23 protein-coding genes are annotated in these 25,443 nt (G+C 63.8%); 9 read left to right on the forward strand and 14 right to left on the reverse strand.

Annotation, left to right across the window (positions count from 1 at the left end):
• Window positions 1–31: 31 nt before the first annotated feature.
• The 11 genes from L0U81_RS04815 to L0U81_RS04865 form a co-directional block, all read right to left on the reverse strand.
• Window positions 32–1,981, reverse strand: coding sequence for an ArnT family glycosyltransferase (locus tag L0U81_RS04815; RefSeq protein ID WP_233800432.1), 1,950 nt, complete (start codon window positions 1,979–1,981; stop codon window positions 32–34).
• Window positions 1,982–2,256: 275 nt separating this feature from the next.
• Complete coding sequence (locus L0U81_RS04820) at window positions 2,257–3,003, reverse strand: SDR family oxidoreductase (protein WP_233800433.1); 747 nt, start codon at window positions 3,001–3,003, stop codon at window positions 2,257–2,259.
• Window positions 3,004–3,062: 59 nt separating this feature from the next.
• Window positions 3,063–3,650, reverse strand: coding sequence for a TIGR00730 family Rossman fold protein (locus L0U81_RS04825; protein WP_233800434.1), 588 nt, complete (start codon window positions 3,648–3,650; stop codon window positions 3,063–3,065).
• 2 nt (window positions 3,651–3,652) lie between these two features.
• A complete protein-coding gene (locus L0U81_RS04830) occupies window positions 3,653–4,378 on the reverse strand; it encodes a TetR/AcrR family transcriptional regulator (protein ID WP_233800435.1) in 726 nt (241 codons plus the stop codon).
• 292 nt (window positions 4,379–4,670) lie between these two features.
• On the reverse strand, window positions 4,671–5,342 hold the full coding sequence (locus L0U81_RS04835; protein ID WP_233800436.1) for a diacylglycerol kinase: 672 nt from the start codon (window positions 5,340–5,342) through the stop codon (window positions 4,671–4,673).
• Window positions 5,343–5,364: 22 nt separating this feature from the next.
• Entirely contained in the window at window positions 5,365–6,396 is a 1,032-nt protein-coding gene (locus tag L0U81_RS04840) for a glycosyltransferase family 4 protein (RefSeq protein ID WP_233804216.1), read from the reverse strand.
• A gap of 48 nt (window positions 6,397–6,444) precedes the next feature.
• Entirely contained in the window at window positions 6,445–7,386 is a 942-nt protein-coding gene (locus L0U81_RS04845; protein WP_233800437.1) for a UDP-2,3-diacylglucosamine diphosphatase, read from the reverse strand.
• Window positions 7,387–8,050: 664 nt separating this feature from the next.
• A complete protein-coding gene (locus L0U81_RS04850) occupies window positions 8,051–8,572 on the reverse strand; it encodes an RDD family protein (protein ID WP_233800438.1) in 522 nt (173 codons plus the stop codon).
• Between the two features lie 21 nt (window positions 8,573–8,593).
• Window positions 8,594–9,367, reverse strand: a complete 774-nt coding sequence (locus L0U81_RS04855; protein WP_233800439.1) for a DUF3106 domain-containing protein — start codon at window positions 9,365–9,367, stop codon at window positions 8,594–8,596.
• Window positions 9,368–9,383: 16 nt separating this feature from the next.
• Window positions 9,384–9,815, reverse strand: coding sequence for a DUF3619 family protein (locus L0U81_RS04860; protein WP_233800440.1), 432 nt, complete (start codon window positions 9,813–9,815; stop codon window positions 9,384–9,386).
• A complete protein-coding gene (locus tag L0U81_RS04865; RefSeq protein WP_233800441.1) occupies window positions 9,812–10,375 on the reverse strand; it encodes an RNA polymerase sigma factor in 564 nt (187 codons plus the stop codon). Before L0U81_RS04865 ends, L0U81_RS04860 begins: the two co-directional genes overlap by 4 nt.
• Before the next feature lie 357 nt (window positions 10,376–10,732).
• Here L0U81_RS04865 and L0U81_RS04870 point away from each other — a divergent pair, with 357 nt between their 5' ends.
• The 6 genes from L0U81_RS04870 (at window position 10,733) to L0U81_RS04895 (ending at window position 17,815) form a co-directional block, all read left to right on the forward strand.
• Window positions 10,733–12,496, forward strand: coding sequence for an acetolactate synthase 3 catalytic subunit (locus L0U81_RS04870; RefSeq protein ID WP_233800442.1), 1,764 nt, complete (start codon window positions 10,733–10,735; stop codon window positions 12,494–12,496).
• Between the two features lie 124 nt (window positions 12,497–12,620).
• The gene (gene ilvN / locus L0U81_RS04875; protein ID WP_008920618.1) at window positions 12,621–13,112 is read left to right on the forward strand and encodes an acetolactate synthase small subunit; all 492 of its coding nucleotides are present in this window, start codon (window positions 12,621–12,623) and stop codon (window positions 13,110–13,112) included.
• Window positions 13,113–13,217: 105 nt separating this feature from the next.
• Window positions 13,218–14,234, forward strand: coding sequence for a ketol-acid reductoisomerase (gene ilvC, locus L0U81_RS04880; RefSeq protein WP_008920617.1), 1,017 nt, complete (start codon window positions 13,218–13,220; stop codon window positions 14,232–14,234).
• Between the two features lie 132 nt (window positions 14,235–14,366).
• Entirely contained in the window at window positions 14,367–15,005 is a 639-nt protein-coding gene (locus tag L0U81_RS04885) for a phosphatidylserine decarboxylase (protein WP_233800443.1), read from the forward strand.
• 24 nt (window positions 15,006–15,029) lie between these two features.
• Window positions 15,030–15,899, forward strand: a complete 870-nt coding sequence (gene pssA / locus L0U81_RS04890) for a CDP-diacylglycerol--serine O-phosphatidyltransferase (protein ID WP_233800444.1) — start codon at window positions 15,030–15,032, stop codon at window positions 15,897–15,899.
• Window positions 15,900–16,267: 368 nt separating this feature from the next.
• Entirely contained in the window at window positions 16,268–17,815 is a 1,548-nt protein-coding gene (locus tag L0U81_RS04895) for a 2-isopropylmalate synthase (protein ID WP_233800445.1), read from the forward strand.
• Window positions 17,816–17,941: 126 nt separating this feature from the next.
• Here the strand turns inward: L0U81_RS04895 and L0U81_RS04900 are convergent, their stop codons facing one another.
• The 3 genes from L0U81_RS04900 to L0U81_RS04910 form a co-directional block, all read right to left on the reverse strand.
• Window positions 17,942–19,504 carry a SulP family inorganic anion transporter gene (locus tag L0U81_RS04900; protein WP_233800446.1) on the reverse strand — a complete coding sequence of 521 codons (1,563 nt, stop codon included), beginning with the start codon at window positions 19,502–19,504 and terminating at the stop codon, window positions 17,942–17,944.
• A gap of 43 nt (window positions 19,505–19,547) precedes the next feature.
• Window positions 19,548–20,183 (reverse strand): carbonic anhydrase, encoded by a 636-nt coding sequence (locus L0U81_RS04905; RefSeq protein ID WP_233800447.1) that lies wholly within the window; start codon window positions 20,181–20,183, stop codon window positions 19,548–19,550.
• Window positions 20,184–20,413: 230 nt separating this feature from the next.
• Window positions 20,414–20,965, reverse strand: a complete 552-nt coding sequence (locus L0U81_RS04910) for a hypothetical protein (RefSeq protein WP_233800448.1) — start codon at window positions 20,963–20,965, stop codon at window positions 20,414–20,416.
• Between the two features lie 187 nt (window positions 20,966–21,152).
• On the opposite strand from L0U81_RS04910, the gene L0U81_RS04915 reads away from it, so the two are divergent.
• The 3 genes from L0U81_RS04915 to pnp all read left to right on the forward strand — a co-directional run bounded on the left by L0U81_RS04915 (window position 21,153) and on the right by pnp (window position 25,422).
• Window positions 21,153–22,463 (forward strand): branched-chain amino acid ABC transporter substrate-binding protein, encoded by a 1,311-nt coding sequence (locus L0U81_RS04915; protein WP_233800449.1) that lies wholly within the window; start codon window positions 21,153–21,155, stop codon window positions 22,461–22,463.
• A gap of 204 nt (window positions 22,464–22,667) precedes the next feature.
• Window positions 22,668–22,940: a 30S ribosomal protein S15 gene (rpsO, locus tag L0U81_RS04920; protein WP_008920609.1), complete on the forward strand. Its 273-nt coding sequence runs from the start codon at window positions 22,668–22,670 to the stop codon at window positions 22,938–22,940.
• A 346-nt stretch (window positions 22,941–23,286) separates the two neighbouring features.
• On the forward strand, window positions 23,287–25,422 hold the full coding sequence (gene pnp, locus L0U81_RS04925) for a polyribonucleotide nucleotidyltransferase (RefSeq protein WP_233800451.1): 2,136 nt from the start codon (window positions 23,287–23,289) through the stop codon (window positions 25,420–25,422).
• The last annotated feature ends 21 nt before the right edge of the window (window positions 25,423–25,443 follow it).

A 25,443-nucleotide genomic window follows, 5' to 3' on the forward strand; every position in this document is an offset into this window, starting at 1 on the left:
GCACTCAGCCTGCGCGACGCGGTCTGCGGTTCTACTCGTCGCCGTGCGGCTTGTCCACCGCCGGTGTATGCACGAACACCCGCAACAGTTCATCCGAATCGCCCGGCCGCGCGCCGGTCCAGAACAGCTGCCATTCGCCGGCCGGCTGCCGCGCGTTGTCGTGGCGGCTTTCCACGATCAGCCAGGTGCAGGCGGTAGTGCGCGGATCTTCGCTCGGCCGATGCTCGATGCCCGTGTAGTAGTAGAGCATCGGGGCTTCGGATTCGCCGAGTCCGGTGCTGGCCATGCAGTCGCCGTCGTTCCATTCGATATCCATCTTCGCGCCGAGGTCCTGGAACACCGAGCGGTAGCTCTTCGCGTAGTCGAGCCAAGGCAGCAGAAGCGTGCTGACCAGCCCCCACACGAGCATCGCGCCCGCGCACCAGCTGAGCGCGCCGCGCCATTTGCCCGCGTACTTGAACGACGGCAGCAGCCACAGCCAGCCGATCGTCAGCAGCAGCGCGCTGCCGATCAGCGCGGATGTGATCGGCAGCACCCAGTCGAGCGGCAGCCAGCGGCCGAGCAGATGCAGCGACGCATGCGTGCTTGCAGGACTCGTCATGATCGACCAGACGATCCACACGAGCGCGGCCGCGCTGCCGAATAGCACGCGGCTCGTCATGTCCCAGCCGGTATGCAAACGCGCCGGCAAGCGCTCGACGCCCTGCATCGCGACCAGCGCGAGCGGCGCGATGAACGGCAGGATGTACAGCTCGCGAACCGTCGCCGAGCTTTGCAGCACCGCGAAACCGATGCCCGCGAACAGCAGCGGCAACGCGACGCGCGGATCGCGCCAGCGCCGCCAGGCACCGCCGGCGAGGGCGGCCAGTGCGAGCGGCACGACCGGAAAGCCGACGCTCAGCACGGTGCGCAGCACGAACAGGCGGCTCTCGTTTTCGGAGCCGAGTTCGGCGACCGAAAAACCGAAGAAACGCCCGACGTTGTTGTCCCACAGCCACACCTTGAAGAGCGCCTCTGAGCGCAGGTAGAAGCAGATCGGCCAGATCAGCGCGAACGGCGCGAAGACGAGCGCGGCGAGGCCGAGCGCGCCCGCGAAACTGCGGCTGCGGCACGCGGGATAGAGCAGCAGCGCGGCGCCGGTGGTCGCGCCGAACACGAGCGGTACGAACAGCCCCTTCGTGAGCAGCGATACACCGACGCCGGCGCCGAACATCGTCGCGCCGCTGATGATCGCGTGACGCCGCTCGCGGGCATCGAGCGGGTTGGCAGGCGGCGGGAAATACGACGCGGCGCGCGGGTCGTCGCGCAGATGCACGAGCACGAGTTCGAACAGTCCGCAAAAGCCGAGCGCGGCGCCGGCCATCAGCGCGACGTCGGTCATCATGTCGTGCACGTGCTTGACGACGACGAGCGTGCCGCCGAACAGCGCGAGCGTACCGATCACGCGCAGGTCGAACCAGTTCGACGCATCGACCGCGCGACGCGCGATGCGCCCGGTGTAGTAGACCGTCAGGCCCGCGAACAGCGCGCTCGCGAGCCGCGCCGCATCGTGCAGCGGCAGATAGCGGCCAAACATCCACGCGAGGCAGGCGGCGACCCAGTCGTAGAGCGGCGGCTTTTCGACGAAGGGCTGGCCGGCATTGGTCGGCACGACGAGGTCGCCGGTATCGAGCATGTGCTGGATGATGCCGAACGTGTAGGTTTCGTCCTGCTTCCACGGCTCGTGACCGAGAATGCCGGGCATGAGCCAGGCGCACAGGATCGCCAGCGCGACGAGCCACAGCAGCGGACGGATCGCCGCGAGCGTGCGCCAGCGCTGCAAGCCGCGTGTGGCGGGCTCGGCGGAGACGGCGGAGCTGGATGCTTGAGCGGTGTCGGCGGAAAGCGCGGCCTCAGGCGCGCCGCCTGCGGGTGCGGCCGAGGTCGAGGCAGTTGCGGTCGCGTTGCGCGCGCGCCATCGCGTGGACTGCTTGTCTTGCATGGAAATCTCTGGTCAGCGTACGCAGGGGCGTTGGCCTCGTACTTATGTTTTGCATTGCGAATGCATATGATCTGGGCGATTGTAGCGTCGCATTATTACGGAGGATTACAGTCAAGGGTAGACGTGCGCATTCGATTCGCGGCGGTATCGGTTTGCCGACAGATCGATGGCAATTCGTAGGAGGAGAGGAGGTGGAAAAAGGCGCTGTCAAAACGCGGCCGCAGCGGACCGCGCTTCGCGTTTGAGGCTTGCGTCCTATTGAACGCGGCTTTCGTTTAGCGGCCGCCGGCGACGTCGAACAGCGCGCCCGTCACATACGAGGCCGCGTCGCTGAGCAGCCACACGATCGCCTCGGCGACTTCGTCCGCGCGGCCGGGGCGGCCGAGCGGCGTGGTCACGCCCAGTTGCGCGGCGCGCTCGGGCTTGCCGCCGCTCGCATGAATCTCGGTGTCGATCAGGCCCGGACGCACCGCATTCACGCGCACGCCCTGCGGGCCGAGTTCTTTCGCGAGGCCGAGCGTCATCGTGTCGATTGCGCCTTTCGACCCCGCATAGTCGACGTATTCGTTCGGCGAACCGAGCCGCGCCGCCGCCGATGAAACATTGACGATCGCGCCGCCCGCGCCGCCGCGCTGGGTCGACATGCGCCGCGCCGCTTCGCGCGCGCACAGATACGCGCCGAGCACGTTGACGTCGAACATGCGTTTCAGGCGCGCGAAGTCCATGTCGGCGAGCTGGCTCGACGGCGCGACGATGCCGGCGTTATTGACGAGCGCATCGATGCGGCCAAAGGTCTGCTGCAGCGTATCGAACATTCCGGTCACGTCGGCTTCGTTCGCGACATCGCCGGCGATCGGTACCGCGCGGCCGCCCGCGTGTTCGACGTCGGCGACCGTCTGCTGCGCGGCCGCGAGGTCGCGCACGTAGTTCACGCCGACGCACCAGCCGCGCGCGCCCAAGAGACGCGCGGTGGCGCGGCCGATGCCGCGGCTGCCGCCGGTGATCAGAACAGCTTTCGTCATCGCAACCTCATCGTTCGGGTGACGCGCGCCGCGCGCTTCGCTCAGGTTTGAGCCGGGATTCAGATCGCGTCGCTTTGAACCGCCGTCCACTTGTCGCGTGCGGGCGGCGCGTAGCGTTGCAGCTTGCCGATCAATGCAGCCGGATCGGCGTCGATCTGAAGCATGTCGAGATAGGTCTTGCTCATGAAGCCTTCGTCGACCGTGTGCTGAAGCAGGCGGATCAGCGGTTCGTAGAAGTCGGCGGTGTTCAGGAGTGCAACCGGTTTGCCGTGGTAGCCGAGCTGCGCCCACGTGAAGACCTCGAACAGCTCTTCGAGCGTGCCCGCGCCGCCCGGCATCGCGACGAACGCGTCGGACAGCTCGGCCATCATCTTCTTGCGATGATGCATGTCAGGTACCACATGCAACTCGGTCAGGCCGTTATGTCCGACTTCCTTGCTGACGAGCAGCTCGGGAATCACGCCGATCGCGCGACCGCCTTCGGCCATCACGGTATCGGCGATCACACCCATCAGCCCCACCTTGCCGCCGCCGTAGACGAGCGCGAGATCAGCTTCGACCAGCGCGCGGCCGAACGCGCGCGCGGCCTGCGCATACAACGGGTGGGCTCCCATCGAGGAGCCGCAATACACACACACCGACTTCATGCTCAACTGTCCTTCGATTCGTTGCGAGGGGCGGCGCCTTCACGGGGCGGCAGGTAGTCGTAGAACTCGCGCTTGGGTAGCTTGCCCGTGACAAGGTCGTCGAACAGTTGCCGCGAGCGACCGCGCAGGTACGGCGCCATCAGCGAGACGATCTGCACGCTCACCTGATGCAGCTCCTCGCGGATCGCTTCCTGCTCGTTGTATTTGCGCGGATTCATCACGAACTGATATGACAGCCAGTACGTGCCGATCACGCCGACGTTGGTCGCGATCACCTGCATTTCCTGCGGCGTCGCGACCATTTCGCCGTCGGCGACGAGCTGCTCGCAAAACTGGCTCGCAAAGCGCACCTTGTGGCTGATGATCTGCTTGAAGTGCGTCTCGAGTGTGCGGTTGCGCGCGAGCAGGTCGTTCAGGTCGCGGTACAGGAAGCGGTAGCGCCATGTGAAATCGACCATGTACTGCAGGTACGACCACATTTCGTCGATGGTCGCGCGATGGTCGTCGGGGAAACGCAGACGCTTCTCGATCTCCTGCTCGAACTGGCTGAAGATGCTGTTGATGATGTCGTCTTTGTTGCGGAAGTGGTAGTACAGGTTGCCTGGACTGATCTCCATTTCCTCGGCGATGGTCGTCGTCGTGACGTTCGGCTCGCCGATTTCGTTGAACAGCTTCAACGACAGTTCGAGAATCCGTTCGCGCGTGCGGCGGGGAGGTTTGGCTTCCATGTCGTCCGGCCCTGGTTATGCCGGGCTGGGCGCGCGGCGGCGTGCCGCTGCTGCGTGTTCCACCCGGATGCGGTTGGTATTTTGAGCGCTCCCGAACCCGCCGCCATGCGGCGGGCCCCCCGAAAGGGCAGGACGACGTCAGGCGGTGTTGCGACTACGCCGACGCTTTCCTGTCAGACCATCGAACGATTATAAACCGAGCGTTCTAATACCCAACCGCCTGCGCGGATTTTCATTCTGTAAGACAAGGCGGAGCGTGCGCTGATGCGGGCGCTTCAACCCGCATCGAATCTCAAAGCCACGCGCGCACCCAGCCGACGACGAGCGGCCCGACGATCACACCCCATGTCATCACACACATACCGAGCGCGACCATCACGGCCGCACTGCCAAGATCCTTTGCACGGCGCGACAACTCGTGACGTTCGAGCGAGATCCGGTCGATCGCCGCTTCGACGCTCGAATTGAGCAGCTCGACGATCAGCACGAGCAGGACCGAGCCGAGCAGCAACACGCGCGACACGGGGTCGACGGGCACGACGAGGCCGCACGGAATCAGGATCGCGGCGAGCGTGAGCTCCTGACGAAACGCGCTTTCCTCGCGAATCGCGACGCGAAAGCCGGCGAGCGAGTTTTTCATCGCGTGCCACGCGCGCGTGAGGCCGCGGTTGCCCTTGTAGGGGTTGAAGGGCAGCGGGGCGAGCGGGTCGTCGGGGCTGAGAGGTTCGGCGGGTGCGTCGTGGGTCGAGTCGTGGCTGGCGTGATGTTGCGCGCCCCCCGCGACGTTCGCGCCGCTGTTCATCGCCTTGGCGCCTTTTAGCCGGTGCACGGCATCCGCATGCTCGGTCACGCCCGGCTCGCGTACGTCATCGAACGGTTCGATGCTCGAGGAGTCGCGGGTCGACTCGACGGCGCGCAGCGCGCCGTTCGACGCGCCTTCCGCGCTGGATCGGCTGCTTCGCATGGATAGCTCCGGGCGCGCCGCATCACGCGGCGGCGCTTTCCTCGCGATACGTCGCGCCGCGCAGCGGCTTCAGATGCGCGGCGAATTGCGCGGACGCGGCCGCCCACGAGAAGCGCTCAGCCCACGCGCGCGCATGCGATCGATCGATCTTCAGTGCCTCGAGACAGGCTTCGCGCAGATCCTCGTGCATCGCACCGGCGCCGCCGTCACCGAGCACGTCGATCGGGCCGGTGACCGGATACGCGGCCACCGGCGTGCCGCACGCGAGCGCTTCGAGCAGCACGAGCCCGAACGTGTCGGTGCGGCTCGGAAACACGAAGACGTCGGCGGCCGCATAGACCTTTGCGAGCTCGGCCTGCGACAGCACACCCAGATAGTTGACCTGCGGATAGCGCGACTTCAGCTCGCCGAGCGCCGGGCCTTCGCCCGCGACCCACTTCGAGCCGGGCAAATCGAGCTGCAAGAATGCCTCGACGTTTTTCTCGACCGCAACGCGTCCGACGTAGAGGAAGATCGGACGCGCGGTGTTGAGCACCTTCGAGTTCATCGGATGGAAGATCTCGAGATCGACGCCGCGCGTCCACAGCACGACGTTCGTGAAGCCGAACTTTTCGAGGTCCAGCTTGACGACGGGCGTCGGCGCCATCACCGCGAGCGACGGCTTGTGGAACCAGTGCAGAAACTTGTAGGTTGCCGCGAGCGGGATGCGAAAGCGCGCCTGCACGTACTCGGGAAAGCGCGTGTGGTACGCGGTCGTGAACGGCAGCTTGTGCTCCAGCGCATACGCGCGCGCAGCCATGCCGAGAGGACCTTCGGTCGCGATGTGCAACGCGTCGGGCGCAAAGCGGTCGATGCGCTCGCGCAGCCTGCGGCGCGGCAGCAGCGACAGGCGTATCTCCGGATAAGTCGGGCACGGTATGGTGCGGAATTCGAGCGGTGTCAGCAGATCGACCTGATGGCCGAGCGCAATCAGTTCGCGCCGGGTGTTCTTCAGCGTGCGCACGACGCCGTTGACCTGCGGCTCCCATGCGTCGGTGACGATCATGATCTTCATCGCGTTGTTCATCGCTGCGGGCCCTGTGGAAGTGGAGGGTGGAGGCGTTCAGGCGGTGGCGCGGGCTTTTTGCGTGCCCGCCTGGGGCGCGCGCAGGGCGGTCCAGAAGATCACCTTGAGTTCGCCTTCATACGTCTCGACGAGCGCTGACAGACTCTCGACCCAATCGCCGTCGTTGCAATAGAGCACGCCGTCGATCTCGCGCATCTCGGCCTTGTGGATGTGCCCGCAGACGACGCCGTCGCAGCCGCGGCGACGTGCTTCGTCGGTCATCACGTGTTCGAACGACGAGATGAAGTTGACCGCGTTCTTGACCTGATGCTTCAGGTATTGCGACAGCGACCAGTATGGGAAGCCGAGCTTGCTGCGGATCCGGTTGAACCAGCGGTTCAGCACGAGAATCATCGTGTAGAGCGTGTCGCCGAGATAGGCGAGCCATTTCGCGTGCTGGATCACGCCGTCGAACAGGTCGCCGTGCACGATCCACAGCCGCTTGCCGGCGAGCGTCGTGTGGAACGCTTCGCCGCGCACGTGGATGTCGCCGAACGCGAGGTCGCAGAACTGACGCGCGGCTTCGTCGTGATTGCCGGGCACGTAGATGACCTGGGTGCCTTTGCGCGCCTTGCGCAGCACTTTCTGCACGACGTCGTTGTGCGCTTGGGGCCAGTACCAGCCCTTCTTCAGTTGCCAGCCGTCGATGATGTCGCCGACGAGGTACAGGTACTCCGATTCGTTGTGGCGCAGGAAGTCGAGCAGATAGCCCGCCTGGCAGCCGCTCGAGCCGAGGTGGATGTCCGAGAGCCAGATCGTGCGATAGCGGTGCGGATCGGCGTGGCCGTCGTCGGGGTGGTCGGCGTGGGCATCGAGGGCCGGCGTCGCCGGTAGCGGCAGGCCGTGATGAGTAGAACCCGGGGCGGGCCGGAACGTGACGGGGTCGACGCTCGGGCCGGTTTGACGAAACAGGGAAGTCGCGGACGTATTGGGGTCCATGGCTCACGCGTCGAGTGGCGGTGCCCGTATTGGGCCGGGCGCGCGTGACTGGCGCGTGACAGTCATGAGAAGTTCTTATTACGGAGGGGGGCTGGCGGGGGCTTTTTTTTCGTTGTTCTGGCTTTGTTGGCCTTTCCTTGCTTTCTTGTCGGTCTATTGGCGTAGCCCCTGTGCGGGGCGGCACCTACTTTCTTTGCTGCTGCAAAGAAAGTAGGCAAAGAAGACAGCTCAAACCGCTAACTCTTAAGTGGGTCCCCTGGCTTGGAGGGGGCAGTGGTGCATCTGGAATCTGTGCCCCCGCACATTCCACGCTGGTGACAAAGCCATCATCCGCTCCCACTCCGCACTACGTGCGTCGCGGACGGGTCTGCCAGGAGAACCAACGGCGATGGTTTTGGAGCGGGGATTCGGCGCGCGTAGCGCCGCCGGAAGTATGACGGCCTTGTCACTGCCGCCGAATGTGCGGGAGCACGGATTCCAGATGCACCACTACCTCATGCAGACCGAGGAGCCCGCTTAAGAGCTTGCGGTTTGAGCTGTCTTCTTTGCCTACTTTCTTTGCAGCAGCAAAGAAAGTAGGTGCCGCCCCGCACAGGGGCTACGCTAATAGACCGACAACAAAGCAAGGAAAGGCCAACACCGCAAAAACAGAGACCATGCGCGCTCAGCGCACCGTCACTACCTGCGTCCCCGCAAGCCGATCATGCAAAAACCGCCGCTGCGAATCAAACCGCCCACTCGCGGCCCACAGCACAAACCAGACACCCGCGATAACAAGCGTCTGCGGCACCCGCAACCCAAGCGCCGGATGCACCGCCAGCGGCGGCAAAAACCACAGCCAGGCGAGCACATAGCGGACAACCGCCCGTCCAACCGAAACCGGCGCGCCATCAGCGCCAACAACCCGCAACCGCCAGGTTTTCATCGGCAGCGTCTGGCCGCCATGCGTCCAGAACCAGACGAAGTACACGCCAACCACAAGGCCGATCCACGCGGCGAGCAGGTTGTGATGCGTGAGTCCGTTGCGCTGCTGCGTCAGCGTGCTGAACAGGTAACCGGCGAGGAACACGATGCCAAACAGAATGACGGCTTCGTAGAACAGTGCCGCGAGCCGCCGCCGGACGGTGGGCGCCGCGACGCCTGGTGTGGCGACGGGTAAGGGCGAGGTGGCGAGCGGTCGGGACACGAAATGGGCTCGGGAGCGCAATCAGGATCCGCGGAAGATCGCCGGCGCTTCGGCCGGGGATACCGGCACCGGCGTCGCCGGCACGAAGCTGCCCGCCGCCGGAACCGCGGGAGGCGACGGCAGCGGGGCCGCGGCCGGTCCGGAGGCGGCGGGCGCAGGGCTTGCCGCTGCGGCATCGCTGGCGCCGGCGGTGTGCTCGCGCGCGTTCACGAGCCGGTCGATGCCCTTGATCTCTTTGTGAGCCGACGGCGGTGCGCTGACGACGCTAGGACGACGCTTGTGCTCGCTCGCAGCAAGCCGCTCCTTAGTTTCTTCGGGCAACTGCTGGTACGCCTTCCACGCGTTCTGACGCGCTTCGCGCGGCAACTCCTTCGAAACCTGATAGTTCTCACGGGCAACGCGGCGCTGGTCTGGCGTCATGCGCACCCATTCACTCATGCGCTCATGTAGGCGTTTTTGTGCATCCGGCGACATCTTCGCGTATCTCGACGCGATCTTGATCCATTTGCGTTTGCGTTCGTCGCCAAACGAGTCCCACTGCGATTCGAATGGCGCCAGCGCGACATGCTCGGCGGCGCTCAGGCGCGACCACGCGAGCGGGCTGTTGCTGCCCGGCAGGCTGGGCAATTCGACGGACAGTGCAGGGGCGGGGGCATGCGCGACGACGTTGGCGCCCGGCGACGGATTGCTCGCGACTGACGGGTTCGGGTGAAAGCGCGGATACGTCGCGGCAAACGACACCAGGGCCGCGATCGTGCATCCGAAAACAACGGCCAGGCCGCGTTTGTAACTCACCCGAAGAATCTCCCGCTCAGTGGGCGCGTGAAAGATACGCGTTGAAGCCGTGGTCGAGATACGCATTGAGCGGCAGGTCGTCGCTAAGCATTGCGGCATCGATATCGGCGAGCTCGGCGGTGCGCTGGTGGTCTTCCCAGTAAGCAATGCCGATCAGGCTCACGAGCAGCGCGGCGAGCGGCCACGCGAGGGCGAAGCGCCGCAGCGGCGAGCGGCGGCGCTGCTCGAGGCCTCGCTGCGGCAGGCCCGCCATCCCGGCCGGCATGCCGGCGAACGCGGGCGCGAACACCGGCGCACTGACGGGTTCGGGTTTCTTGCGTGCCAGCGCGGCGCGGCGAGCGGCGGCCAGCCGGTCGACAGTGGCGGGTGGGAGGCTGGCGGTGTTTTCGTCGAGCGCGCGGCGCAACTGACGCGCAAACTCGAGTTCTGTGTTTTCGAGGGAGCTCATAGCGTAATTCCTTTCGCCTTGAGCGCTTGCGCCAGCGTGTGCGTGGCCCGGGAGCAGTGCGTTTTCACGCTGCCTTCGGAGCAGCCCATTGCGGCGGCAGTCTCGGCGACATCCATATCCTCCCAATAACGCATGAGAAACGCCTCCCGTTGACGTGCCGGCAATTTCTGGATCTCGTCGTCGATCAACTGCAGGACCTGCTCGCGTTCGAGCTTCTGTTCATTGCTCTCGGCGCCGACCGAACCCGCTTCGGCCTCAAAGGTCTCCAGCGGGTCGAATTCGTCGTCGTCGGCATTGCCGAGCGACGAGAACAGACTAACCCAAGTGTTGCGTACTTTGGCACGACGAAAATAGTCGTGCGTCGCATTCTGCAGAATACGCTGAAACAGCAGCGGCAGTTCGGCCGCCGGACGGTCGCCGTATTTCTCGGCGAGCTTGATCATCGCGTCCTGCACGATGTCGAGGGACGCATCGTCGTCCCGCACGGCGTAGACCGTCTGCTTGAACGCGCGTCTTTCGACGCCCGCCAGAAAATCGGCGAGTTCCTTGTCTGATGCCATCCGTGTGGGGGTCGGCGCAGCAAGCGTGCGCGTAATCGGTCGAAAAATGTCGTAAAACTCGCGGATGCTAACAAACTTTTGCTCCGCCAGGGGCGAAACCTGCGCGAGCTTGCATTTGCATGACAATCGACGATCCGCCCGATCGCGTGTCCTGGCGCGCGATCCGATGGCAATATTTGCTTGACCGCGAACGCGGTACCCGCTATCTTCGCAGGTTCGCAACATAAGTGACTTGTCTCAATTGAGGTGCAGCCCAAGAAGCTCACCGGTCAACTGGACGCGCCGCTTGAACCCGAGCCACAAGCCCGGCAGAGAGCACCCGATCAATTTTTTGCCGAAAATTCGAAAGGTCAATCAATGAATATGCCCAGCGCGGAATTCTCCACGTCGGATACGACTCCCCCTCACGAAGCTGACTCTATCGGCGCCACCGTGCTCATGAAGGCACTGGCCGACGAAGACGTCGAGTTCATCTGGGGCTATCCCGGCGGCTCGGTACTCTACATTTACGACGAGCTGTACAAGCAGGACAAATTCCAGCACGTCCTCGTGCGCCACGAACAGGCCGCGGTCCACGCCGCCGACGCGTATGCGCGTTCCACCGGCAAGGTCGGTGTGTGCCTCGTCACTTCCGGCCCCGGCGTCACCAATGCGGTGACCGGCATCGCCACCGCGTACATGGATTCCATCCCGATGGTGGTGATCAGCGGCCAGGTGCCGACTGCCGCGATCGGCCAGGATGCGTTCCAGGAATGCGACACGGTCGGCATCACGCGTCCCTGCGTGAAGCACAACTTCCTCGTGAAGGACGTGCGCGATCTCGCCGCCACCGTCAAGAAAGCCTTCTATATCGCCCGGACCGGCCGTCCCGGCCCGGTGCTGATCGACATTCCGAAGGACGTGTCGAAGGCGCCCTGCCAGTACGAACCGATCAAGAGCGTGTCGCTGCGTTCGTACAACCCGGTCACGAAGGGCCACTCCGGTCAGATCCGCAAGGCGGTGTCGCTGCTCCTGTCGGCGAAGCGCCCGTATATCTACACTGGCGGCGGCATCGTCCTCGCAGATGCGTCGCGTGAGCTGAACCAGTTCGCCGATCTGCTCGGCTACCCCGTCACCAATACGCTGATGGGTCTCGGCGGCTACCGCTCGAGCGACAAGAAATTCCTCGGCATGCTCGGCATGCACGGCACGTACGAAGCCAACATGGCGATGCAGCACTGCGACGTGCTGATCGCGATCGGCGCGCGTTTCGACGACCGCGTGATCGGCGATCCGAACCACTTCGCGTCGCGGCCGCGCAAGATCATCCATATCGACATCGATCCTTCTTCGATTTCCAAGCGCGTCAAGGTCGACATTCCGATCGTCGGCGACGTGAAGGAAGTGCTGAAGGAGCTGATCGAGCAGCTGCAGACGGCCGAGCATGGGCCGGATACGGCGGCGCTCGCCGACTGGTGGAAGGACATCGAAGGCTGGCGCGCGAAAGATTGCCTCAAGTTCGACCGCAAGAGCGACATCATCAAGCCGCAGTACGTGGTCGAAAAGGCGTGGGAGTTGACCGACGGCAACGCGTTCGTATGCTCCGACGTCGGCCAGCACCAGATGTGGGCCGCGCAGTTCTACAAGTTCAACAAGCCGCGTCGCTGGATAAACTCCGGCGGCCTCGGCACGATGGGCTTCGGCTTGCCGGCCGCGATGGGCGTGAAGATGGCCCACCCGGACGACGATGTGTTGTGCATCACCGGTGAAGGATCGATCCAGATGTGCATCCAGGAGCTGTCGACCTGCAAGCAGTACGACCTGCCGATCAAGATTATTTCGCTGAATAACCGCTATCTGGGCATGGTGCGCCAGTGGCAGCAGATCGAATACAGCAAGCGCTATTCGCATTCGTACATGGATGCGCTGCCGGACTTCGTGAAGCTCGCCGAAGCGTACGGTCACGTGGGCATGCGCATCGAGCGCACGGCCGACGTCGAACCGGCGCTGAAGGAAGCGCTGCGCCTGAAGGATCGCACGGTGTTTCTCGACTTCCAGACCGACCCGACCGAAAACGTCTGGCCGATGGTTCAGGCCGGCAAGGGCATCACCGAGATGCTCATGGGTTCGGAAGATCTTTAACGACGGGGCGTTTGGATAAATCCAGCGCCGGCTTCGTGATGCGCGCCTTCACAAAGGGCGAGGGCAAACGAAGCGGCGCCGCTCCGCTCGCAGACATCGACACAACATCTGGAAGAAGCGAAACATGAGACACATCATTTCCGTCCTGCTGGAAAATGAACCGGGCGCGCTGTCGCGCGTGGTGGGTCTTTTCTCCGCACGCGGCTACAACATTGAAACCTTGACGGTGGCTCCGACCGAAGACCGTTCGCTGTCGCGCATGACCATCGTCTCCGTTGGCTCGGACGACGTGATCGAACAGATCACGAAGCATCTGAACCGCCTGATCGAGGTGGTGAAAGTGGTCGACCTTACCGAGGGCGCCCACATCGAACGCGAGCTGATGCTGATCAAGGTGAGGGCGGTCGGCAAGGAACGTGAGGAGATGAAGCGGATGTCGGACATTTTCCGCGGCCGCATCATCGACGTCACCGAAAAGACCTACACGATCGAACTGACGGGGGCGAGCGACAAGCTCGACGCCTTCATCGAGGGGCTCGATTCCACGGCGATTCTCGAGACGGTCCGCACGGGCAGCTCGGGCATCGGTCGCGGCGAGCGCATTCTGAAGGTCTGACGTCACGATCGCAAGGCCGGGCAACGGGGTTTCGCCCGGCTGACAACACCAACATTTGCAGTACCTGAATTTCTCTGAATCATCGAATCTAGCCAAGGAACCGAAATGAAAGTTTTCTACGACAAGGACGCCGATCTCTCCCTCATCAAGGGCAAGCAGGTCACCATCATCGGCTATGGCTCGCAAGGCCATGCGCACGCGCTGAACCTGAAGGAAAGCGGCGTGAACATCACGGTCGGTCTGCGCAAGGGCGGCGCTTCGTGGAGCAAGGCTGAAAACGCCGGCCTGCAAGTGAAGGAAGTCGCGGAGGCGGTGAAGGGCGCGGACGTCGTCATGATGCTGCTGCCGGACGAGCAGATCGCCGACGTGTACGCGAAGGAAGTCCACGCGAACATCAAGCAGGGCGCAGCGCTCGCGTTCGCGCACGGCTTCAACGTTCACTACGGCCAGGTCATCCCGCGTGCCGACCTCGACGTCATCATGATCGCGCCGAAGGCGCCGGGCCACACGGTTCGCGGCACCTACTCGCAAGGTGGCGGCGTGCCGCACCTGATCGCGGTTGCGCAGGACAAGTCGGGCGCGGCGCGCGACATCGCGCTGTCGTACGCAGCGGCTAACGGCGGCGGCCGTGCCGGCATCATCGAAACGAACTTCCGCGAAGAAACCGAAACCGACCTGTTCGGTGAGCAGGCTGTGCTGTGCGGCGGTACCGTCGACCTGATCAAGGCCGGCTTCGAAACGCTGGTCGAAGCGGGTTACGCGCCGGAAATGGCGTACTTCGAGTGCCTGCACGAACTGAAGCTGATCGTCGACCTGATCTACGAAGGCGGCATCGCGAACATGAACTACTCGATCTCGAACAACGCCGAGTACGGCGAGTACGTGACGGGTCCGCGCATCGTGACCGCTGAAACGAAGAAGGCGATGAAGGCCGTGCTGACCGACATCCAGACCGGCGAGTACGCGAAGAGCTTCATCATCGAAAACAAGGCGGGCGCACCGACGCTGCAGTCGCGTCGCCGTCTGACGGCCGAGCACCAGATCGAGCAGGTCGGTTCGAAGCTGCGCGCGATGATGCCGTGGATCGCGAAGAACAAGCTCGTCGACCAGTCGAAGAACTAAACGTCCCGACGCCACGAGGTCCGGCGCGGCGCTTCGGCGCGGCGGCCGGATCAGTCAAAAAGCCGTCCAAGGGTGCTGAACCCTGGGCGGCTTTTGCTATCCTACGGTTTTACAAAAATACAGAAGCCATCCATGAATTACCCTCATCCGATCATCGCGCGAGAAGGCTGGCCGTTCATCGCCATCGCGGCCGTCGTTGCACTACTGGTTCACGCCTTCGCGGGGTTCGGCATTGCGTGGCTCTTCTGGCTCATCCTGATCTTCGTCGTGCAGTTTTTCCGCGACCCGGCGCGTCCGATTCCGACGCAGGCCAACGCGGTGCTGTGTCCCGCGGACGGTCGTATCGTCGCGGTCGAAACCGCGCATGATCCTTATGCGAATCGCGAAGCGCTGAAGATCAGCGTCTTCATGAACGTGTTCAACGTGCACTCGCAGCGCTCGCCGGTCGATGGCGCGATCTCGAAGGTCGAGTATTTCCCCGGCGCGTATCTGAACGCGGCGGTCGATAAAGCGTCGCTCGAAAACGAGCGCAACGCGGTCGTGATCGAAATGGCCGGTGGCCAGACGGTCACGTCGGTGCAGATCGCGGGGTTGATCGCGCGGCGCATCCTTTGCTACGTCCGTGCAGGCGAGCCGCTGAGCCGCGGCCAGCGTTACGGATTCATCCGCTTCGGTTCGCGCGTCGACGTGTATCTGCCGGTGGGCAGCCGTCCGCGTGTGTCGATCGGCGAGAAGGTATCGGCGTCGTCCACGATCCTCGCCGAGCTGTAAAGCGGCATACAGGAGGTTGTCCGAATGGCCGCATTCAAACCGCGTCGACCCCGCACCAGCGGACCGCTGCCGCGTCCGTTTCGCCGCAACAAGCCGGTGGTCGCGGAGTCGCCGGCCGCCGACAGCCGGCGTGCGCAACGTCAGCAGTTCCTCAGAAAACGCGGCATCTATCTGCTGCCGAATGCGTTCACCACGGCCGCGTTGTTCTGCGGCTTCTTCGCCGTCGTGCAGGCGATGAACGTGCGCTTCGAGATCGCGGCGATCGCGATCTTCGTCGCGATGGTGCTCGATGGCATGGACGGCCGCGTCGCGCGCATGACGCATACGCAAAGTGCGTTCGGCGAGCAGTTCGATAGTTTGTCGGACATGGTGTCGTTCGGTGTTGCGCCCGCGCTCGTGATGTACGAGTGGATCCTGAAGGATCTCGGCCGTTGGGGCTGGCTCGCGGCGTTCGTCTATTGCTCGGGCGCGGCGCTGCGGCTCGCGCGCTTCAATACCAACATCGGCGTGGTCGACAAGCGTTTCTTCCAGGGCATGCCGAGCCCGGCCGCGGCGGCTCTGATCGCCGGTTTCGTGTGGCTCGCCACCGACAACCGCGTGCCGCTGAAGCTCGTCTGGCTGCCGTGGGTCGCATTCGTGCTGACCATCTATGCGGGCGTGACGATGGTGTCGAACGCGCCGTTCTATAGCGGCAAGGCGCTCGACGTGCGCCATCGCGTGCCGTTCGGCGTGATCCTGCTGGTGGTGGTCGCGTTTGTGCTCGTGTCGTCCGATCCGCCGCTGATGCTGTTCGGTCTGTTCGTGCTCTACGGTCTGTCCGGCTACGTGTTCTGGGCTTACCAGGCGGTGCGCGGCAAGGCCAATCCGGCGCGTTCGATGTCGCACGACCGGTGATGCGTCAAGCCGCGCTATATCGCGGTGAGATACAAAAAAACGGCAGCCCACGGGCTGCCGTTTTTCGTTGGTTTGTCCCGTTACTACTTCGCTTGGGATCATGCTGCAGGCCGCCCGTGCGCGCATTGCGCGGTAACTGGAATGCCGCTATAGTCGTCGGATAACTGCGTTGGCGTGGCCGATCATGGCTGGTCGGCGAGACTGTTCGCTGCGCCGCGCCATCACGTTTTTTCACGCCTTCATGCGTTTTTGCGTTCCGTCAGCTCCGGTCGCGATCATCGCGATCGCCCTACCTCGCCAGCGGCGGCGCCCATCGTCCCATTCCAAAACGAATTCCCACATCTGAACGACTCCCGAGGAGGCCCGACATGTCCGACAAACTGATCATTTTCGACACCACGCTGCGTGACGGCGAACAATCGCCCGGTGCGTCGATGACGAAGGACGAGAAGATCCGCATCGCGAAGCAGCTCGAGCGGATGAAAGTAGACGTGATCGAAGCGGGCTTCGCGGCCAGCTCGAACGGCGACTTTGACGCGATCCATACGATTGCAGGCCTCGTGAAGGACAGCACGATCTGCTCGCTTGCGCGCGCGAACGACAAGGACATTCAGCGTGCCGCCGACGCGCTGAAGCCGGCCGATCACTTCCGCATCCACACGTTTATCGCGACGTCGCCGCTGCACATGGAGAAGAAGCTGCGCATGACGCCCGAGCAGGTGTTCGAGCAGGCGAAACTCGCGGTGCGTTTCGCGCGCAAGTTCACCGACGACGTCGAATTTTCGCCCGAAGACGGCAGCCGCTCGGATATGGACTTTCTGTGCCGTGTGCTCGAAGCGGTGATCGCCGAAGGCGCGACCACCATCAACATCGCGGACACGGTCGGCTACGGCGTACCGGAACTCTACGGCCAGCTCGTCAAGACATTGCGCGAGCGCATTCCGAACTCGCACAAGGCGGTGTTCTCCGTGCATTGCCACAATGATCTCGGCATGGCGGTCGCGAATTCACTTGCCGGCGTGCGGCTTGGCGGCGCGCGTCAGGTCGAATGCACGATTAACGGTCTCGGCGAGCGCGCGGGCAATACGTCGCTCGAAGAAATCGTGATGGCGGTGAAGACCCGCAAGGACTACTACGGGCTCGACGTCGGCCTCGATACGACGCAGATCGTGCCAGCCTCGAAGCTCGTGTCGCAGATCACCGGCTTCGTCGTGCAGCCGAACAAGGCGGTGGTCGGCGCGAACGCGTTTGCGCACGCGTCGGGCATCCACCAGGACGGCGTGCTGAAGGCGCGCGACACCTACGAAATCATGCGCGCCGAAGACGTGGGTTGGAGCGCGAACAAGATCGTGCTCGGCAAGCTTTCGGGCCGCAACGCGTTCAAGCAGCGTTTGCAGGAACTCGGCATCGCGCTCGATAGCGAATCCGAATTGAACACCGCGTTCGCGCGTTTCAAGGAGCTTGCCGATCGCAAGGCGGAGATTTTCGACGAAGACATCATCGCGATCGTCAACGAGGAATCGGCGGAGGCGCACGAGAAGGAGCACTACAAGTTCCTGTCGATGTCGCAGCATTCGGAAACCGGCGAGCAGCCGCATGCGAAGGTCGTGTTCGCGGTCGAGGGGAAGGAGATCACCGGCGAAGCGAACGGCAACGGCCCGGTCGACGCGACGCTCAACGCGATCGAAACGGAAGTGGGCAGCGGCTCCGAGCTGCTGCTGTACTCGGTCAACGCGATCACGACCGGCACCCAGGCGCAGGGCGAAGTGACCGTGCGGCTGTCGAAGAGCGGGCGTATCGTCAATGGCGTGGGCACCGATCCGGATATCGTCGCGGCATCCGCGAAGGCGTATTTCTCGGCGCTCAACAAGCTCTATTCGAATGCGGACAAGTTGAATCCGCAGCGTTCGGAGTAACGCCAGCATGCCGCGCCGGTAGCGCGCAATCTCGTATGCAGATCGAAGGAAAAGCCCCGTGATGTTCCGCACACGGGGCTTTTTTTCGCCGCCATCGCGCTGGTCCGGCGACGCGATTCTCCGGAACTACTCCGCCGCCGTGCGTCGCAGCGACCAACCGCGCGTTGCGCGCGCCTGCTCGCGGACCTGATATCTGACGTCGACGGTGATCCCGCGGTGAGGCGCATCCGCGACGAATGCGTTCAGCAGCTCGCGCACGTCGTGATCGACGAAATCGGCGCGCGTCGCATCGACGACGACGGTGGCACCATCCGGAATCTGCTGTAGATAGTGCTTGAGCGGCACCTTGCCGAGAAACGACACGTCCTTGCGAAACGACAGCAGGTAGTGATCGCCATGCTGCGCGAGCACGATCGGGCCTCGCAGGTTCGCGTACAGCGCAAACAGCATGCTGCACAGTATGCCGAGCACGATGCCGATCAGCAGATCGGTGACGAGCACACCGACGAGTGTGACGACAAACGGCGCGAATGGCGCGAATCCTTGCCGCGCGAGCCCGGTAAACAACGACGGCTTCGCGAGTTTGAACCCCGTGAAGATCAGGATCGCGGCAAGGCAGGCGAGCGGGATCAGATTGATCACGCTCGTGAGCGCGAGCACGCTGACGAGAAGCAATACGCCATGAACGATCGCCGAGAGCCGGCTTTTTCCGCCGGCATGCACGTTCGCGGAGCTGCGCACGATCACCGAAGTGATCGGCAGGCCGCCGATTGCACCCGCGATCAGATTGCCCACGCCTTGCGCCTTGAGTTCGCGATCGGGCGGCGCGCGGCGACGTTCCGGATCGATCTGCTCGACCGCTTCGAGGCTCAGCAGCGTTTCGAGACTCGCGACGATTGCGATCGTGATCGCGACGCGCCATATGTCGGGATTGATGAGCTGGGCGAACTGTGGTCCAAAGTCGGCCGACTCGAGCGCGGCCTGCAGTGCCGCGAACGATTCGAGCGACGGCAATGCGACCCGTCGTTCGGCGGGCGGTGCCAGCGATGGCGCGACGAGATCTAGCGCAAGCGTTGCGCCGATGCCGAGCAGCACGACCGCAAGCGGCGCGGGCATGATGCGCACGACAGCGAAGCGCCTCAGTGCGCGTGTTTCCCAGCCGGCGAGGATCGCTAGCGACAGCAGCGTGATCAGAACGGCAGTCAGCGAGATCGCGCCGGGCGGCATTGGGACTGCTGCTGCCGACTTGACGGCGGCATTCGCCCCAACCAGACCTAGCGCAACGGGAAACTGCTTGAGGATCAGCAGCACACCGATGGCCGCGAGCATCCCCTTGATAACCGGCGACGGCACGTAGGCGGCGAACCGGCCGGCCTTGAGCATGCCGAAGCCGAACTGGATGACGCCCGACAGCAGTACGGCCAGCAGAAAAGCGGAGAAGCCGCCAAGCCGCGCGATGCCGTCGACGACGATCACGACGAGCCCCGCGGCCGGGCCGCTGACGCTCAGACGCGAGCCGCTCAGCGCGGCCACCACGAGCCCGCCGATGATGCCCGACAGGAGCCCCGCGATCGGCTCGACGCCCGATGCGTGGGCAATGCCGAGGCAAAGCGGCAGGGCCACCAGAAAAACGGCCGTTCCGGCGAGCACGTCGCGCTGGAGCGTGGAGAAAGAGGTTTGAATATTCATGGTGTCGAAGAGCGAGAGGTAGGGCGACGGGCGAAGTGCTTCGCTAGGCAGCGCTATGCGCGGCGGTCGCGCAGGTCATCGCGTCGTCGGCGGCATAGCCGGAGGTGAGCACCTTGATGCGCCCGTCGTCGAGCGCAAAGATCCAGCCGTGCACGAGCGGCGCCGGGTCAGCCTCGCGGACGATCGGGCTCGCGCGTAGCTGCCGCACCTGTTCGAGGACGTTCAGCTCGGCGAGGCGGTTGACGCGGCCGGACTCGGTCGCGGCGCCGTCCAGTTCCGCGCGATGCGTGTTCGCGAGTGCGCAGAGCGGCGCGATACGCCGGCTCACGTGGGGCAGCGCGGGGTCTGGTGGTAGTAGTGCGGCGCGCACGCCGCCGCAGCCGTAGTGGCCGCAGACGATCACATGGCCGACCTTGAGCACCCGCACCGCGTATTCGAGGACGCTCGCGGCGTTGTCGTCGTCGGGATGAAACAGGTTGGCGATGTTGCGATGGACGAACAGATCGCCGGGCTCGCAATGCGTGATCGTTTCGGCGGGCACGCGGCTGTCCGAGCAGCCGATCCACAGAACGTGCGGATTCTGTCCGTGCATGAGATCGCGAAAAAATGCCGGATTGCGCGTTGCGGTTTCATGCGCCCATGCGACATTGGCAACCAGCAGATGTTTGGGGCGGTTCATCGTGGCAGCTCCGTAAGAGAGACAGTTGATCTGGTACCGGACTGTGACAGCGGCCGCGCGGTTGATCGCGAGCCGGTGCCCGAAAGGTGTTTACAATAACCTTTCCGTCAAGAAAAGGTTGACGCAGGCAGGATAAAATTTGTCTTTATGCTTAAAAAATAAAAAAGCCGCCTATCGGAGGCGGCTTTTTGAGATTTTGGTACTGCGTCCGAAGACGGCGGTCAGTCCTATCAGAACATGCTGCGGCGATCGGGTTCGTGGAGCGGGTCGGGGGTCTTTTGCGTGAGGCGCAAGATGCCCTGGTCGTCGAAATAGAAGTTGTACAGCATGTACCAGACGTTGTCTTCGAGATAGCGATAGGTCCAGACTTCGCGCCTCATCATAGGGAAGTAAGACGTTTCGACGGGACGGCCGAAGTTCACCAGCACGTCGCTGCGCGTCCATTTGCCGATTTCGGCGCGATAGAACTCGTTGGGCTGCAGCACCTGGCGCATGTTGACGATCTTGCCGGCCGCGTCGATGTCGGCGGCGGTGGTGGTTTCGCCCATCGGTTGGGTCGGCCACATCAGACGCTTGCCGCCGTCGGGAAGATCGTAGGTTTCGCGCGGCGGACCGAGGCGAGCGACGACCGTCGAGACGTCCGCGCCCTGCTGATATTGCTGCCACGGCTGCAAGCAGCCGCCGAGCGCGAGTGCGCTGAGGCAGACGAACGCGGCGCGGCGTAGACGGGCGCCGGCCGGCGTCGCGACAGAGGCCGCCGTGTGGTGGTGGCGGTTGAACATGTGTTCCTCCGATGGCGTTCGAGTAAGGATTTTTAGCATCGAGACGCATCATTTTGACATGTGCCGCAGTAAAAGAATCGCACCGCGGGACCGTGCCCGGCGCTACAACGGTAACGGTTGCCCCGGCTTGCCTGTTTCATATGCGGCGTCCTATGATCCGCGCTTCGAGAGATTCAGGCAGGACGCAATGATGGCGATGTGGCAACGGACGGCGGCGCTGGCGCTGACAGCGATTTCGATGGCGATGGCAGCGGCGAGCGTGACGCACGCAGCGACGGCGGCAAACCCGACGGCGGCCGGCAAGCCCACCGGCGCGCCAATCCAGCTCGCGCTGATCGAAGGCATGTCCGGCCCGTTCGCGAACGCGGGCGCGGCGGTCGAGCGCAATCTTCGTTTCGGCGTCGAACAGGTGAACGCGCACGGGGGCGTGAAGCTCGCGGACGGCGCGCATCCGTTCGAACTCGTCGTGCTGGACAGCAAGGGCAGCACCGAAGAAGCGCTGACGCAATTGCGCGCGGCCGCGGACCGCCATATCGGCTACATCCTGCAGGGCAATAGCTCGGCGGTCGCCGCTGCGCTGATCGGCGCGATCGACAAGCAGAACAGCCGCGAACCGGACAACCGCGAACTGTTCCTCAACTACTCCGCCGACGACCCCGCGCTCACCGACGCGGACTGCAGCTTCTGGCACTTCCGCTTCGATGCGCACGCGGGCATGCGCATGGCCGCGCTCGCCGATGTGATCGAGCGCGACAAGGCCGTGAAGAAGGTCTATTTGCTGAACCAGGATTACAGCTTCGGCCACGACGTAAGCAGCCTCGCGCGTTCGACGCTTGCGGGCAAGCGTCCCGATATCGCGGTGGTCGGCGACGAATTTCACCCGATCGGCCGCGTGAAGGACTTCGCGCCGTATATCGCGAAGATCCGCGCGAGCGGCGCCGATGCGGTGATCACCGGCAACTGGGGCAACGACCTGACGCTGCTTGTGAAGGCGGCGCGCGAGCAGGGCCTCGACACGAAGTTCTACACGTTCTACGGCAACAGCCTCGGCGCGCCGGCCGCGCTCGGCGACGCGGGCGTGGGTCACGTCATCGCAGTGGCGGAGTGGCATCCGAACGTCGGCGGCAGGGCATCCGACGCTTGGTACGCGGCGTTCCGCGCGCGCTTTCCTGCCGCCCAGGACGACTACCCGGTCCTGCGCATGCCACTGATGATCGAAACGCTTGCCGCCGCGATGAACCGCGCGGGCAGCGCCGATCCGACGGCGGTCGCGAAAGCGCTCGAAGGCATTCGCTTCGATAACGGCTTTCACGCATCGTGGATGCGCGCCGACGACCACCAGTTGATCCAGCCCCTTTACGTGATGCAAATGGACAAAGCCGGCACGCCGGGCGTGCGTTTCGATAACGAAGGCTCCGGCTATGGGTTCCGCACGGTGCAGGTGCTGCCGGCCGAGCGCACGGCATTGCCGACGGTCTGTCGGATGCGGCGGCCTTGAGCGACCGCGAACGGTGCTGAATTCGCCTTGCCAGTCCGGGGTTCGCGGCCGGGACGGGCTGTGCTACAATACGCGTCCCGTTGTTGGGCTGGGTGCTGATTCAGTCAATTCGGCCACGAACGGGACTCAGTAAATTGTGAAACGGGTATCCCACGGCACGGCCTTTCTTCCGTGACCGCCTGTCCAGTTATCAAGGAAATTGACATGTCCGCAGTTGAAGCAAGCAAGAAGTCCGAAGTCGTCGCGCAATTCGCACGAGCAGCCAACGACACCGGCTCCCCCGAAGTTCAGGTCGCGCTGCTCACGACCCGTATCAACGAACTGACCTCCCACTTCAAGGAGCACACGAAGGATCACCACAGCCGCCGCGGTCTGCTGCGCATGGTGAGCCGCCGTCGCAAGCTGCTCGACTACCTGAAGGGTAAGGACGCGGACCGTTACCGCAGCCTGATCGAGAAGCTGGGTCTGCGTAAGTAATCGGCCAGTCGTTCAGCAAGATGCCTGTGTCAGTTTCGCTGATACAGGCATTTTGTTTTTGCACGGCGCGCTTTGTGTGGCGCGCCCGGCCTGTGATCCGCGGCGTATGCCGGTTCGCGCGGTGTCGATGGCCAACGCAGTAGCGGTGGCAAAACAGCAGTAAAACGGGCAGTAACAGGAATATGGCCGGGCTTCAGGGGCGGAGTTTTGTGTCATTCCAGCGGTTCGCGCGCATTCGCAGCGCGTGGCTCTCTGGAATGGCATAGCACGACTCTTCCCATGCGGCGCCGGTCCCGGCGTTGCCGCGCCGCTTCTGGTCCGCGCGGCATTACGATGAGGAAATGCAATGACTATGTTCAACAAGATCGTCAAAGAGTTTAAGTGGGGGCAGCACAACGTTCGCCTCGAAACCGGTGAAATCGCTCGCCAGGCGAGCGGCGCGGTGATCGTCGACGTCGAAGACACCGTGGTGCTCGCCACCGTGGTCGGCGCGAAGACCGCAAAGCCGGGCCAGGACTTCTTCCCCCTGACCGTCGACTACCTCGAAAAGACCTACGCTGCCGGCAAGATTCCGGGTGGCTTCTTCCGCCGCGAAGGCCGTCCGTCGGAAGGCGAGACGCTGATCTCGCGCCTGATCGACCGCCCGCTGCGCCCGCTCTTCCCGGAAGGCTTCTACAACGAAGTGCAGGTCGTGATTCACGTGCTGTCGCTGAATCCGGAAATCCCCGCCGACATCCCTGCGCTGATCGGCGCCTCGGCGGCGCTCGCCGTGTCCGGTCTGCCGTTCAATGGCCCGGTCGGCGCGGCGCGCGTGGCCTACATCAACAACGAATACGTGCTGAACCCGACGCGTGCGCAGATGAAGGAATCGGCGCTCGACCTCGTCGTCGCCGGGACGGAGCGTGCGGTCCTGATGGTCGAATCGGAAGCGCAGCAGCTGAGCGAAGAAGTCATGCTCGGCGCCGTCGTGTTCGGTCATGACCAGATGCAGACCGCGATCGACGCGATCCACGAACTGGTCCGCGAAGGCGGCAAGCCGGAGTGGGACTGGCAGCCGGCAGCGAAGAACGAAGCGCTGATCACGCGCGTGACCGAACTCGCGCAAGCCGATCTGCTCGCCGCTTACCAGATCCGTGACAAGCAGGCTCGCTCGACCAAGCTGAAGGAAGTCTACGCGGCGACCTCGGCGAAGCTCGAGGAAGAAGCGGCGGCTGCGGGCACTGTGGCGGCCGACAAGGCGTCGGTCGGCAACGTGCTGTTCGACATCGAAGCGAAGATCGTCCGTACGCAGATCCTGAACGGCGAGCCGCGTATCGACGGCCGCGACACGCGCACTGTGCGCCCGATCGAAATCCGCACCGGCGTGCTGCCGCGTACCCACGGCTCGGCGCTGTTCACGCGCGGCGAGACGCAGGCGCTGGTGGTCGCGACGCTCGGCACGAAGGGCGACGAGCAAAACATCGACGCGCTCGAAGGCGAGTACCGCGAACGCTTCATGCTCCACTACAACATGCCTCCGTTCGCGACCGGCGAAACGGGCCGCGTCGGTTCGCCGAAGCGCCGTGAAATCGGTCACGGCCGTCTCGCGAAGCGCGCGCTCGTCGCGTGCCTGCCGAGCGCTGACGAATTCGGCTACTCGATCCGCGTCGTGTCGGAAATCACCGAGTCCAACGGTTCGTCGTCGATGGCTTCGGTGTGCGGCGGCTGCCTCGCGCTGATGGACGCCGGCGTGCCGATGAAGGCGCACGTCGCTGGTATCGCGATGGGCCTGATTCTCGAAGGCAACCGCTTCGCCGTGCTGACCGACATTCTTGGCGACGAAGATCACCTCGGCGACATGGACTTCAAGGTCGCGGGTACCGAGCAAGGCGTGACCGCGCTGCAGATGGACATCAAGATCCAGGGCATCACGAAGGAAATCATGCAGGTCGCGCTCGCGCAGGCGAAGGAAGGCCGCATGCACATCCTCGGCAAGATGACCTCTGCCGTGGCAGGTGCGAACACTCAGCTGTCGGAGTTCGCACCGCGCATGATCACGATCAAGATCAACCCGGAAAAGATCCGCGACGTGATCGGCAAGGGCGGCTCGGTGATCCGCGCGCTGACCGAAGAAACCGGCACGACGATCGACATTTCGGACGACGGCGTCGTTACGATCGCGAGCACGAACAGCGAAGGCATGGCCGAAGCGAAGCGTCGTATCGAAGCGATCACGATGGAAGTCGAAGTGGGCCAGGTGTACGAAGGCACCGTGCTCAAGCTGCTCGATTTCGGTGCGATCGTGAACATCCTGCCGGGCAAGGACGGTCTGCTGCATATCTCCGAAATCGCCAACGAGCGTATCAAGGACATCAACGACTACCTGAAGGACGGCCAGCAAGTGAAGGTCAAGGTCATCCAGACGGACGAAAAGGGTCGTGTGCGTCTGTCGGCGAAGGCGCTGCTGAACGACGCGCCGCAAGGCGAACCGACTCCGCAATAATGCGGTAGCGAAAAAACGGCC

It is taken from the genome of Paraburkholderia sp. HP33-1 (assembly GCF_021390595.1).
Lineage (GTDB): Bacteria > Pseudomonadota > Gammaproteobacteria > Burkholderiales > Burkholderiaceae > Paraburkholderia.